This is a genomic window from Phormidium pseudopriestleyi FRX01 (assembly GCF_017313335.1).
GTDB lineage: Bacteria > Cyanobacteriota > Cyanobacteriia > Cyanobacteriales > Laspinemataceae > Laspinema > Laspinema pseudopriestleyi.
Genome location: NZ_JAFLQW010000104.1, coordinates 1 through 13,146, shown reverse-complemented (window position 1 = coordinate 13,146; position 13,146 = coordinate 1). Strand labels below are relative to the sequence as shown.

The following is a 13,146-nucleotide window of genomic DNA, read 5'->3' as shown; positions in this document are numbered from 1 at the left end:
GGTGAAATCTTCGGGCTGTTGGGTCCCAATGGTTCAGGCAAAACCACCACCATTCGCTGTTTATGCAGTCTGGTTACTCCCGATGCCGGTCGTCTGGAGGTTTCTGGCATTGATGTGGTTGTAAATCCTAAATTGGCCCGCACTAAGCTGGGTTATGTGGCCCAAGAAGTGGCCTTAGATAAGGTACTCACAGGTCGCGAACTCTTGGAATTGCAATCAGCATTATATCATATTCCCAAATCTTTGGCAAGAGATAGAATTAAGACGGTTCTAGCTTTATTGGGATTGGATGAGTGGGCCGATCGCCAAACGGGGAAATATTCCGGGGGTCTCAAGAAGCGTCTGGATTTGGCCGCAGGATTATTACACCAACCGGATGTTTTAGTCTTGGATGAACCCACCGTGGGATTAGATATTGAGACTCGGATGGCGGTATGGGGATTTCTGCGGCAGTTGCGTGAAAATGGGACGACGGTATTGATTACCAGTCATTATCTGGAAGAAATTGATGCCTTGGCCGATCGCGTAGCAATTATCGATCGCGGTCAAGTCATTGATACCGGGACCCCTTCTGCCTTAAAGGATAAAGTCGGAGGCGATCGCATTACCCTACGCATCCGGGAATTCTCGCCAATAGAAGAGGCTCAACAAGCCAAATCTCTACTCGAACCCCTGCCGTTTGTAGAAGAAATTATCATCAACAATGCCCAAGGAAATTCCTTGAATTTGGTGGTGAAATCCCAAAGTGATGCCCTCTTAAGCATTCAACAAGCTTTACGAGATGCCGGTTTACCCACCTTCGGAATTGCCCAATCTCGACCCAGTTTAGATGATGTTTATCTAACGGCAACGGGTCGAACTCTATTAGATGCGGAAATCGCCGCATCAGGAACTCGGGACCCGAAAAAGGAACGCAAACAAAATATGCGATAACATCATTCACCATTGGGTTTTCACCCTTCTAATTCAACTGCAAAAAAAACCATAAACAACCAGATTATGAGTCAAACCGTTACACCAAACCCAGCTACAGCCTTAAGTAATCCCAGGGTTGAAACTATTCCAGGTAACCCTCTCGGGGAATTTATTCAGGAAACCTTGGCCCTGACCAAACGGCTGTTTATTCAATTAAAACGCCGTCCTTCTAGCTTAATTGCCGGGGTGATTCAGCCGTTGATGTGGTTGATTCTATTCGGCGCATTGTTTCAAAATGCTCCCCAAGGAATGTTTGGCGAGAGTGTCAATTATGCCCAATTTTTAGGGGCGGGGGTGATTGTGTTTACCGCGTTTTCTGGGGCATTAAATGCGGGATTGCCAATTATGTTCGATCGCGAATTTGGATTTCTGAATCGCCTGCTGGTTGCGCCCCTATCCAGTCGGTTTTCAATTGTAGTCGCTTCGGCGATTTATATTTTGCTGTTGAGCTTGATTCAAACTGCCGTGATTGTGGCGGCAGGGGCTTTTATGGGGGCTGGATTACCGGGCGGATTGGGATTGGGGGCGATCGCCTTTATTACCCTGTTGCTGGTTTTAGGCGTCACCGGATTAAGTCTGGGATTAGCCTTTGCCTTACCGGGACATATCGAACTGTTGGCGGTGATTTTTGTGATTAACTTGCCGCTATTGTTTGCCAGTACCGCTTTAGCGCCGCTTTCCTTTATGCCGAAATGGTTGCAAATTGTTGCCACCTTAAATCCCCTGAGTTATGCGATCGAACCGATTCGCTATTTGTACCTCCATTCTGACTGGACCCTCGGCAGTATCGTCATGCAGGCCCCTTGGGGAGAAGTCAGTTTTGGCGGTGCCTTGGGAATCCTTGCCGGATTTGCGGCATTAGCATTATTGAGCATTCAACCCCTACTCCGGAGAACTTTTGCTTAGTAGAATGGTCGGTATCATCAATGGTTCACTTGACAAACCTATGAAATCGAAGTTTACTTTGAAAGCAACTGCTCAAATTTCACTCGGAACCCTGGGGGCGATCGCCATGACTGCCCTAATGTTACCCGAGTCTGCCGCAGCAGAAGAAACAAACCGCGCCAGTGATTTACTAGAACCCCAAATTCAGCTTCAAAAAAATCCCTTTGAATCGACAAGCGGGGATGGGCAGCAGATGAATGTATTGGATCTGATTCATCGCGCTCAATTCGGAACCACCCGCAGTATGCAGGAATTCAATCTCCAGCAGCAGCAAAGCATCAATGATGCAGCAGCGGATTTCCGTTCTCGACAATTGGAAATGCTGCACAATTCTGAACCCGGAATCTCTGAACAAGAAACCCTACCTGCGGACGGTTTAACTCCTGGGAGTACCCGTTAACTGAGTTCGGTTTAGGAATCAGTAATAAACGCTGATGGAGTTAGTTCCATCGGCGTTTATTCTTTGAAGTGAGGATTTAGGAGGTTGATTGCACTTGGGCTAAGACTAAGCCAAACCAATGATTGGGGTCGGTCCAAACTTTGACTGTGTTCAACCCTTGTTTTTGCAAATACTGCCCCATTGAATCTAAATCAAATTTGCGGGAAATTTCGGTGAGGATGGTTTCTTCTGCTTCAAATTTAACCGTAAAATCTAAACCGCGCAGTTGCACGGTTTGGGCTTTTTGACTTCGCAAGTGCATTTCAATTTGATGTTCTGCTTGATTATAAAATGCCCAATGTTCAAACTGTTCTGGTTTAAAATTTCCATCAAAGCGCCAATTCAAATGATGCAGCACATTTTGATTGAATTCTGCGGTTACCCCTTGAGCATCGTTATAAGCAGGCTCTAAAATTGCCGGAGATTTATGCAGGTCAATTCCTAACAGGAAATATTCCCCCACTTCTAATGCCTGAACGATATCGGCAAAAAAGCGATCGCATTCTTCTAGGTTCAAATTTCCCAAGGTACTGCCTAAAAAGCAAAGAGTGCGGGTGGGCAGAATCGCCGGAGTCAAGTTAGCTAGGGCTAATTCATAAGTGCTAACTAAACCATGAACCTGCAATGAGGGATAATCTAAAAGTAACTGGGTGGCGCTACTTTCTAACATTCCGCCACTGACATCAATCGGCAGATAGCGCAGGGGATATCCCAGATTCTTGTAGGCATCTAACAGAATTCGAGTTTTGGTGGAACTGCCACTGCCGAGTTCTACGATTTCACTTGAACCCGTAATTTGAGCAATTTCTGCCGAACAATCCTGTAAAATTGCGGCTTCAGTCCGAGTGGGGTAATATTCGGGTAAGTCGCAAATTTTTTCAAATAAATGAGAACCGCGATCGTCATAAAAATAGCGGGGGGAAAGCGCTTTTTGCGTCTGGGTTAACCCCTGAATTACATCAGAACCGTTATCGATTTCTGTGGAAGAAAGGGTCGGACAGACTAATCGTTCTAGCCGCAAGCGTTTAGATAGAATAGCCGGTTCAAAGTCAACCCGGGTGGCTAAATCTGGGGTATCAGACGGTTTTACAAATTTCATCCGTATTTTTTGGGGTGGAGGCATAAACAAATCCGGGTCACGGTTCTATCAGTTATCTCATTGCTTATGAGACTGAATAGAATCGCGATCGCCGTTTTTATATTGTCTCATTATCTGTGAACACCCAGGGGGAAAAGTTCCTGCTTTAGGAATAAATTTCCTCACTAATCGCGAACTCTAATTAATCCGATAGGTTTGCATAATTCCTATTAATCACTTCCGCCAGCACAGCGAAATCCTGCTAAAATCTGTCGCATCCAAGGATGATACCAGTTGCGGAAACTCCCGCGCATCGCCCAAGGACGAGTCGCCCAACTGCTGCCGCGTAAGACTCGATGCTGTTGGTCAAAATAGGTGTGGGAGTATCCGGGGTAGGGATAGGGTTTAAATCCAGGATAGGGGGCAAACCAGCTAGAGGTCCATTCCCACACATTTCCCATCATGTCATAACATCCGTAGGCGCTAACCCCTCGGGGATACTGATTAACCGGGGTGGTTTGTGCTTGTTGATTATCATGATTGCAGCGATCGCCCGTAGGAAATTCATCCCCCCAAGGATAGATCCCCTGGGTGTGCGTCACCGGATCCCAACAGGCAGCTTTTTCCCATTCCGCTTCCGTGGGGAGTCGTTTCCCGACAAATCTCGCATACGCTGACGCTTCATAGTAACTGACTCCGCAGACGGGATGATGATTAAAGGCCGGTTCATTTCGCCAATACAGCGGTTGAGTCACTTGTGCGCCTTGTAACCAGTCCCAACCAGCACTAGACCACCAATCCCGAGTTTGATATCCCCCAAATTGTATAAATTGCCGATATTGTTCACAAGTGACCGGATAGGGGTCAATTGTGTAATCGGGTAGGTACAATCGTTGGGGGGATTGCTCGTTATCCAGGGCATCAAATCCATCATTTCCGAACTCAAACTCTCCGGCAGAAATGGGGACGGCCTGAGTTGCGAATTCTGGAGACTGACCGATCGCCTCGTCTCGTCTTCCCATCGCCAATTTCTGCAATTGCAACACAAAAGCGATGGTTTCCGTATGCTGACTTTCATGTTGAAGAATAAACCGCCAAATTCGCTCTTGTTTTTCCAGATTAGCGGTTTTTAAAGACTCGAAAACCTGCGATCGCATCCCCGAAATATAATCCAGAATTTCCGGCAACGGAGGTAACTCAACTCGTTGATGCTTCGGCAATCCATCCTGTGCCATCAGTTGCCGATACTGGGGAAATAAGGGCGGCATTCCCGCACCTCGTTCCAGCAACCATAATCCTTCCGTAAATCCAATATGTCCTAAGTGCCAACCTACGGGACTAAAATCGGGATGAACTAGACAGCGAAATGTCCCCTCATCCATCGATTCAAAGAGCTTGAGGGTACCCAGGCGACATTGATACATCGATTCCCGCAATTCCTCTCTCACTGCACCAGGGTCGCGGATTACCCCAGAGGCGATCGCCTTAGATTTGATGGATATTGATGTCAAGGTTCTCCCCCACCGTAATCATACTTTCTTCAGGACATTTATTCCAGTCTCCCTCGAACAAAGGTTCCGAGGCAATCATCACCGAGTCGGGAAAGTTCGGATCATCCCGTAACCAGTACAAAGTCGGTGCACCCGTCTGATTGGCAAAGCGCGAGGCGACCAATTGATGTCCGTCGGTGATGATAAAATTCGCCGAAAATTTCACCCCTTCGGGTCTAGCAAGTTCTGTTAAAATGGTTAAGGTACTGTGCAATGCCGAAGTGAGGGTGGAATGAGGTGGCCGGTGATGATCTGCCGTGACATCTAGAAGGGATAGAAATAGGGCAAAAATATGTTCTGTGTCCGTCGTCCCGCCAATTTGCTGATAAATATCATCCGTCAGCTCGTTGCGAATTGGACGATACAGGGTTTTGCGGAAGTTTTCGATAAACCCATTGTGAACTGCGAGGATGCGGCGATCGCCAAAAGGCGGACAATTGCTCAATGTCACATCCTGTCCTGCGGTTGCACTGCGGACACATCCGAGAAAGGTTCCGGTTTCAATATACCGACTCAGATGCGGCAGGTTCGTATCATTCCAAATCGGTAGTAGATTTTTGTAGGTAAAGGGGTTAACGTCCCGGTCCGGATCATACCATCCGATGCCAAACCCATCAGCGTTGACGACTCCGGAGGTCATCTCTCGGGGTTGATAGCTTTGCACCACCAGGGAATGTTCGGGTTTCAGAAGTAGGCGATCGAGTTGAATCGGTCGGCCTAAGTAGGCAAGTAAACGACACATAGTAAATTTTTGATTTGACTCTGTAAAATTATAGAACAAATTAGTCTCGGGTTAAGAAAAAACTTTGCTCAGGTGACTGCAAACTCTTGTAAAGACAGGCAACCCACACAGAACCATGAAGTATATTGTTTTATTTATCATTTTATTCCCTTACCTGTTATTTTGTTGGGGATTTTGGCATCTACAGCGCCGATTTTTGAAAGAAGACTGTTATAATTATATCGCCCCGGGTTTGTGGATGGGAAGACGGGCTTTTGTTGACGAGTTACCCGCAGATATTAGTTTGTTGGTGGATTTAACCGCAGAGTTTCCCGAACCCAAAGAGGCGCTAGAGGGGAAAGACTATCTTTGTTTACCCACTTTAGATGCTCATGTTCCCGGTGAGGGAGAATTCCGTGCCTTAGTCCAAAAAATTGCGGATTGGCAGGGAAATGTTTACATCCACTGTGCGATTGGACATGGGCGATCGGCCACTGTCGCCCCTGCGGTTTTGATGGCCCGAGGATTGGCAACAAATGCCCAGGAAGCAGAAGCGATTTTAAAGAAAGCACGACCCTGGATTAAGTTAAATCAAGCCCAGCGTCAGTTATTAGAAACCGTGGTATATAGCACTCCTAAATGATTAGCCCTATCAAGGTGTATTTGTAGGGGCGCATTGCGCCCCTAAGTGAAATCATGATTTTTCGTCATTAAATTTACCACCAATTCAGGGCTAGTCCTAAATCAGTGAATGGAATCTAGGGATGAATTAAATACTCAATCCCCCCTGATTCATGAATCCCCCAATGGAGATTTAATTCCCTCTAAATCGCTTATTTTCTGGCGGTCTAAAAATATGTAAACATTTGATTAGAATCTGGCGTCTATGCTATTGATTAGAACAAAAACAGGAGTCAATGTTTTATGAAATCTGAAAAAATTCTTTTTTCGTTAGTGTTAATGGGGTTGATTGGATTAATTGTCCCTTTAGGGGGACTGAATGCTGCTGAAGTAAGCCGCCAAGGGTTAGCAGTAGAGTCGGCGACTTTGATTGCTAAGGGCGATCGCCAGTTGGATCTGGATAATGTCCCGAGATCGGTGCAAAGTGCGGTGATTAGTGACCTGTCGCGCCGCCAAAACATCCCCGAACGACAAATCCGGATTACGGAAGCAACCCGCCAAACTTGGCCGGATTCCTGTCTCGGTTTGTCTGGACCGAACGAATTCTGCTCTCAAGTGCGAACCGATGGATGGCGGATGGTACTCACGGAAAATAACAATCGGTGGGTGTATCGCACGGATGATACGGGACGAACCGTGCGGTTAGAATCGGGACAGAATGCGGCGAGTACGGAGTTACCGCGATCGGTGTCCGATGCTGTCTTACAAGCAGTCTCCAGTCGGGCGCGGATGTCTATCAATAACTTTCGGATTGTGAAGGCGGTACGCCAGACTTGGCCGGATGGTTGTCTGGGGGTTCCTCAAGCCGGGTCAATGTGTACACAAGCCCTGGTTGAGGGGTGGGAAGTGACTGTCATCAGCGATCGCGCGGCGGGTCAACGGTGGATTTATCGCACCGATAATTCGGGTCGCACGGTGATTTTATCTGAAGCTTACGATGGTCGGTCCAGCTTACCGCGATCGGGTCCTAATGCTGGTTTACAAAACGCGGCGAATCGGCCTCTCATGAATTCTTCCCAAATTCCAACTCACGAAATGCCCGGTCCGTTAACCCGGGGAATCATCTTTCGGGCCATTTCGAGTGGAGGAATTACCGGACAGACTTATGAAACGGTACTGATGAATAATGGTACATTGATGCAAGTCTTACAAGGACCCGGTAATGCCAATGATTCCGGGCGGCGAGTGGCGCGGATTTCTCCCCTTCAAGTGCAGGAGTTTCGACGGTTGCTTTCCCAGCAGCAATTCGATCGCTATAACGGTTTGAATGTATATCAGTCTAGAGGAAGTGCCGACTATATAACGGTTACCCTTTCTAGCCGTTCGAGTACGATTCGCTATGCCGATATGAGCCAAGAACAGTTACCTGTAAATTTACAGCCGGTGATTCAATCCTGGAATCGCATCGTGAGTCAAATTGGACGATAAAGGGTCCTATAGGATAGGGAATCAATTCGGATGAATTGGGATAAAAATGAGGCGGTTCAGGAGGAGTTGGGGTGACTTAAAACTAGGGAGAAAGGAGAAGTTAGCAACCCGGTTTCTATTGGGATTGGGTGACTAATTCGCCTCAATGTTGTTCAAAAACCAGGTGTTTTGTCCGACTTATTTCAGACAGAATCAATGCCTTAGAACAACGAGATGGAAGAGGGTCCCTGGGAGCTAAACGGGGATAAATTGAATCCAGGTAGCCTAGGCTACAACCGGGCAGAACGATTTGCTTCTTTAGGGCGATCGCACTGCCCGTCTTGATTTATGGGACATATCCTGTTACCGTTTAAAATATACCCGTAGCGGGTTTTACATAAACGCCTGATCAATATTGTGGCGGGTTCGGATAAAATAGCGAACAATAATTCCATTCAATTACTCAGATCCCTGTAGGGAAAAGAGCAGGTTGCGAGTAAGACTTGTGATTTGAAGTTTGCTTAGATTACATCCCTAAATCAAAGATTTAGGGGTCTGTTGTGAAATAATCCAGGAACTCTCCCCCCGACGATTGAAGGAGCATTTGCGGAACCTGCAACCCGGGTGTTGTTGTCTAAATGCACATCTAAGATTTGGCCCGATCGCAGAAACTCCATCGAGATCTTTCCCCACGATGCAACGTGCAATCGGGATTAATTCCAACAGGCATTTAGGCATCGCCGATAACGGAGCAGTGCTATATGAACCAGGACGAACAACGCCGTAAAAAACAGCCTAACCCGCTGGTACTCGCCGTCATGCTGACAGGTGTCTTACTCCTAGAAGGGCATCCCAAAGTCACTTCTAGTGCGAGTGCCGTGAGCAATCCAATGGCGATCGCTGGTCAACTCGTTCGCAACACGCGCAATCTCCTGCGTCAAACGATTGACCCAATCCGTCTCCCGGATGCAGTGATCCAAGCGGTTGAACAAGACCTTTCCCTCAAACTGGGAATTCCCGCCTCTGAACTCTCGATTACGGAGTACAGTCTGGAATCCCAGCCTCTTGAATGCCAGGAGAACTCCGATCCCACTGTGGATTGTACCGATACCAGCCTAGAGCAATGGCGGGTTGTCGTCTCCGATCGCTGGGTGTATCGCAGCGATCCCCAGGGACATACCCTGCAACTGGAAACCCCCGATGTGCCGGTTAGCTATCTCCCCTCAGAAGTTGCCAATGCAGTCTTAGAAGCCTCCGCCCGTCGTTCCGGGTTGGATATTGCCGACCTCAGCATTACCCAAATTCAGGTCCAGGATTGGCCGAATCTCTGTCTAGAGGTAGATGTATCTGGGCAAAAGTGTGATGTGGGGACCGCCCCCGGTTGGCAGATTGCGATCGCCGCTGGAAATGAACGCCTGGTTTATCATGTCGATCACTCCGGGGACGTAATCCTATTCAATTCCATCTTATCTTCAACCCTTCCTCCCTTAGAGCAGCCCCCTTTGCCCTCGGGGTTAGCAACCCTCGTCAAAGCTGACCTCATCAAAACCGTGGGGATTTCACCGGATCAATTGGAACTCGCAGAATATAGCCCCCAAACCTGGAGAGACAGTTGCCTGGGATTGCTCAATTCCCAAGCCGTCTGCGATCGCCACAAGGTCAACGGCTGGCGAATCGTCTTATCCAATGGTGGCACTCGCTGGGTTTATCGCACCGATGCCACCGGCAAAACCCTCGGCTTAGAAACCTCAATTTCAGAACATCGGGACCCTAAAAATTAAATATTTAAAACTTAATTCAGACTGAATCTATAACATTAAACCGTCAATTCTTACCCTAATCCCGGCTGCTAAACCCTGCAAAGGGAAACCTCGCCCAACCCCGTTGCCCTCGGAATTTACTCTGGAAGCGGGCCTATCTCCCTAAAATTTAAACCCATCCGGAACCGGGGAAATTTGTCAGGATTATCACCTAGGAAACTCCCGGAAAACAGGTTCCCAGACTCGGAGAAAGGTCCTCAAATAGTGCTAATCTACCTATCAAAAGGGGGGATTTCATTTTTGGGGAGTTCCCGGATCAAGCTGCCTTTGCTCCAAGCCGCTTTACCTTTTAAACTAGGGTACTCTACACAGAAAGAAGCGCTTTCCTTCGCATCCTGTCTCGGTGGCTCAATATGCGAGGAAGCGCTTTCCTTGTCCAGGGAATCAAACTCCAGGAGGATTTTGCCATGTTATTGCCCAAAAACCTGTCGATCGCCACCTGCTATTTACTCTTGGGCCTCACGGGTTTGAGTCTTGCAGGATGTCAAAACTTAGGGTCGGGTTCATCCAGAGATCTCAGGGTTGATCAGCCGGTGCGGTTGATCGCAGAAGCCGATCGCGAAGCCGTCTTCGTCAGTTTGCCCTCCCCTCGACGCGACCCCAATCCCGACTTTTCTGCCGAAATTCTGGAAATCGACCTGAATGGGAAGAAGCGCCGCATTGAGGCCACCCGTAAGCAAATTGAATATCCGGATTCGGTGACAGGGGAATCCAACCTGTTACATCTGTTGGGCTTCAATTGGGCCGGAACCCAACGCTGGATTCCCGATCCCCAGCATCCCTCCCCAGAATTCTGGCAGAATCCCCAAGAACCCTCGGTGCTGTTGTTTCAACCTCAATTTAACCTGGGGGGCTTATATCTGCTGAATAAGAACACCCTGTCCGTGAAGGCGATCGGCAATCATCAGGCGCTACAGGAGACCATCGCTAAAACTAGGGCATTACCCCCAACGCCCCCACCTCCCAATTGCCAGGAATCCGAGTGCGAGGCGGGGGTGAAAATTCTCTACTGGGCTTCTGATCCCAATTGGTCCCCCGATGGTCGGATGATTGCCTTTACCTCGAATCGGGAAACCTTGGGATCCGGTTCCGATATGAGCGTTTGGGTCTTGGATGTAGCTACGGGCAAAGCAACTAAAGCCCTAGGCAGCACTGGGGATAAATATCGGATTTTCGGATGGACAGCCCAGGGTCAAATTTTGGCTTGGGAGTATAGCCAATTGCCGAATTCATTGGTCGCTATCTCCCCCACTACGGGAGATAAGGAAGTTTTATTACAGGGTGAATATCTCGAATTCCTGGCCCTGAGCGATGATTACAAGACGGTGCTCTATGCCAGCCGACCCTCGGGGGAAAACTCCACAAGCAGCTTTGCTAAACTCTACGCCTTTTCAGCAGATACCGGAGAAAGCCAACTCCTATTTGAAGAAACGCCCATTGAACGGTTGTCTAGCATCCGTCCAGATTTCTCAGAACAAAGCGATCGCGTGGTGGCGGTCCTCAGTGATGTTCAAGGCGGTCACACCCTCTGGGTTTATGACTTGCCACGACAAATCACTCAGCGCGTTTCCCTGCCTCCGGGTAAACGACTCTTTGCCACGGAACGCAAGCTAGAGTGGGCCGGAGACCGCCTGGTTGTTCCCCTGGAAGATGTCCAAACTCAGACGTTCAGCACCCTGCTGATGGCGGTTGACTTGTAGGCTCCACCCTCTGAGTCCCGGGACAATTTTAAAGATTTCTTGAATCTACGGTTCTCCGGTCGGAATAAGCTGTTTTTTTCTTCAAGCCTTTGATAGAATTCCTTTCATACCTAGCAACTGGTTAGCCAAAAAATGAGCCTTCAGCCTCGACATTTACAGGGTTTGCAGACCTTACCTTCCCTGAGCAAAAGGTCGGCCCGATTAGAATCTCCCGGCGAAACCTTTTACTATTTCGCCTATGGCTCTTGTATGTGTCCGGTAGATTTAAAACGATCGCTGGGAGAAACCACCCATCACTATGCGATCGGTCCTGCCACTCTCAAAGGCTATCGACTGCAATTTTCTGGGTATTCAACCTTGCGAAATTGCGGCGTTCTCGATGTCGTCAAAGACCCCACCGCCTTCGTAGAAGGAGTTCTCTATCAACTCCCTTGGCGACTGTCCGATCGCCTGGATGAACGAGAAAAAGGCTATCATCGCGAGGCGATCGAAATCTCCTCGGGTGATCAAGTTTACCAGAATGTTCGCACTTATACCGTAGCCCATAAACTCTCGGAAGAACTCCCCCCCAACGACTGGTATTTTCAGGTTGTCTTACGCGGGGCCGTCACCTGCGGACTCCCGGAATCTTACTGCTGGCATCTATTCAACTATATGCATCAGTTGCAAACCCGTCCCGGTCAGAATACACCGCTCAAAAGTGCCTCAGTTTATACCCAATTACCCGGATGAAAACAGCGCTTGTTTTGAGGTAAACTTGCCGAAATTTCTCATCTAAATCGCTCAATATTTTGCCCCATTCTACCCCTCAAAAAACCCGTTTTCTGTCACGAAAACGGGTGATAAATTAGGGTATTTTCAATCTCTACCATATCGGACACAAACCCAGGAGTTCAACTCACTTGGGCCGTGCGCTGTTCTAATGGAACCTCGAAGCGATCGCCCGGTTTGGGGTTGATCGCCCGAGTGGAAATCTGGTGCTTTGCCAACAAAGAGCGAAAATCTTCAATCGTTCCTTGGGCACGAATCAAAGACATTAACAGCCCCTCAAATATCACATCCCCTCCGGCTGCTGTGGGTAACATAACTTGGGGTTGCAGCATTTTAGCCAGTTCTAAAGCACTTTCTTTCCCTTTAATAATTGACCCGACAAGTGGCAGGGATAAATCAACAATTGGGGCGATCGCCACATCAATTGGTCCTTCATTTTTCAGAGTCGGAGAATGAGAACCGTGGGGTTCATAATAGAGACTCGTACCCGTTTCTAAATCCCGGAGAATATAAGCATTTTCCACCAAAAAAGGTCCAATGGGTGAACCGGGAATCGCCTTAATTTCCAGATTGTCCAGGGAAAAACTTTCCCCATGCGCTAGGGGGGTGATTTGAGTATAATTCAACTCCTGGACTATCTTGGCGGCATTCACCGAAGCAACAACCGGAATATCGCGATCAAGTTGTTTTAAAGTGGGCGGATGGGCATGGTCTTCCAAACCCTGGGACAGTAAAATCAGATCGATATTGTCCGGGATGGGGCGCACGAAGCGGCGATCGCTTTTGAACAACCAAGGCTGGTTCCCAAATACCAATGGACCCACCAGCCACGGGTCAAGTAGGATCCGCTTAGAGGCTAATTCAATCAGCCACGAATTACTGTCTAACCAAGTCAAATACATAATCCGAACAATCTTATCTTATAGAGCGGGAGAGTTCGAGAGGGGAGCAAAACCCACGTCTTTTAAGCGTGGGATGTAGCGAACCCTTTCGCGCCCATGTTAATGGGCAGAGTCTTGTTCTGTGGGGTTAGGCAGTTGGTCTATCCAATCTTCGATT

12 protein-coding genes are annotated in these 13,146 nt (G+C 48.2%); 8 read left to right on the top strand and 4 right to left on the bottom strand.

Annotation, left to right across the window (positions count from 1 at the left end):
• From J0895_RS04175 to J0895_RS04165, 3 genes are all read left to right on the top strand, one after another.
• A partial coding sequence (locus tag J0895_RS04175) for an ABC transporter ATP-binding protein (protein WP_207086865.1) occupies positions 1-933 on the top strand: 933 nt, incomplete at its 5' end.
• A gap of 66 nt (positions 934-999) precedes the next feature.
• A complete protein-coding gene (locus J0895_RS04170) occupies positions 1,000-1,881 on the top strand; it encodes an ABC transporter permease (RefSeq protein WP_207086864.1) in 882 nt (293 codons plus the stop codon).
• Between the two features lie 40 nt (positions 1,882-1,921).
• The gene (locus J0895_RS04165; RefSeq protein WP_207086863.1) at positions 1,922-2,320 is read left to right on the top strand and encodes a hypothetical protein; all 399 of its coding nucleotides are present in this window, start codon (positions 1,922-1,924) and stop codon (positions 2,318-2,320) included.
• A 76-nt stretch (positions 2,321-2,396) separates the two neighbouring features.
• On the opposite strand, the gene egtD is transcribed toward J0895_RS04165, so the two are convergent.
• The 3 genes from egtD to egtC all read right to left on the bottom strand — a co-directional run bounded on the left by egtD (position 2,397) and on the right by egtC (position 5,729).
• Positions 2,397-3,458, bottom strand: coding sequence for an L-histidine N(alpha)-methyltransferase (egtD, locus tag J0895_RS04160; RefSeq protein WP_207086862.1), 1,062 nt, complete (start codon positions 3,456-3,458; stop codon positions 2,397-2,399).
• A 209-nt stretch (positions 3,459-3,667) separates the two neighbouring features.
• Positions 3,668-4,948, bottom strand: coding sequence for an SUMF1/EgtB/PvdO family nonheme iron enzyme (locus J0895_RS04155; RefSeq protein WP_242541038.1), 1,281 nt, complete (start codon positions 4,946-4,948; stop codon positions 3,668-3,670).
• Positions 4,923-5,729: an ergothioneine biosynthesis protein EgtC gene (gene egtC, locus J0895_RS04150; RefSeq protein ID WP_207086861.1), complete on the bottom strand. Its 807-nt coding sequence runs from the start codon at positions 5,727-5,729 to the stop codon at positions 4,923-4,925. The genes J0895_RS04155 and egtC overlap by 26 nt, the downstream gene beginning before the upstream one ends.
• Positions 5,730-5,844: 115 nt before the next feature.
• On the opposite strand from egtC, the gene J0895_RS04145 reads away from it, so the two are divergent.
• From J0895_RS04145 to J0895_RS04125, 5 genes are all read left to right on the top strand, one after another.
• A complete protein-coding gene (locus J0895_RS04145) occupies positions 5,845-6,351 on the top strand; it encodes a dual specificity protein phosphatase family protein (protein ID WP_207086860.1) in 507 nt (168 codons plus the stop codon).
• A gap of 281 nt (positions 6,352-6,632) precedes the next feature.
• On the top strand, positions 6,633-7,817 hold the full coding sequence (locus tag J0895_RS04140) for a hypothetical protein (RefSeq protein ID WP_207086859.1): 1,185 nt from the start codon (positions 6,633-6,635) through the stop codon (positions 7,815-7,817).
• 740 nt (positions 7,818-8,557) lie between these two features.
• Positions 8,558-9,577, top strand: coding sequence for a hypothetical protein (locus J0895_RS04135; protein ID WP_207086858.1), 1,020 nt, complete (start codon positions 8,558-8,560; stop codon positions 9,575-9,577).
• Positions 9,578-10,023: 446 nt separating this feature from the next.
• Positions 10,024-11,316 carry a PD40 domain-containing protein gene (locus J0895_RS04130; protein ID WP_207086857.1) on the top strand — a complete coding sequence of 431 codons (1,293 nt, stop codon included), beginning with the start codon at positions 10,024-10,026 and terminating at the stop codon, positions 11,314-11,316.
• A 132-nt stretch (positions 11,317-11,448) separates the two neighbouring features.
• Complete coding sequence (locus J0895_RS04125) at positions 11,449-12,048, top strand: gamma-glutamylcyclotransferase (RefSeq protein ID WP_207086856.1); 600 nt, start codon at positions 11,449-11,451, stop codon at positions 12,046-12,048.
• Positions 12,049-12,209: 161 nt separating this feature from the next.
• Here J0895_RS04125 and J0895_RS04120 read toward each other — a convergent pair whose 3' ends face one another.
• A complete protein-coding gene (locus J0895_RS04120; protein ID WP_207086855.1) occupies positions 12,210-12,989 on the bottom strand; it encodes an MBL fold metallo-hydrolase in 780 nt (259 codons plus the stop codon).
• Positions 12,990-13,146: the final 157 nt, after the last annotated feature.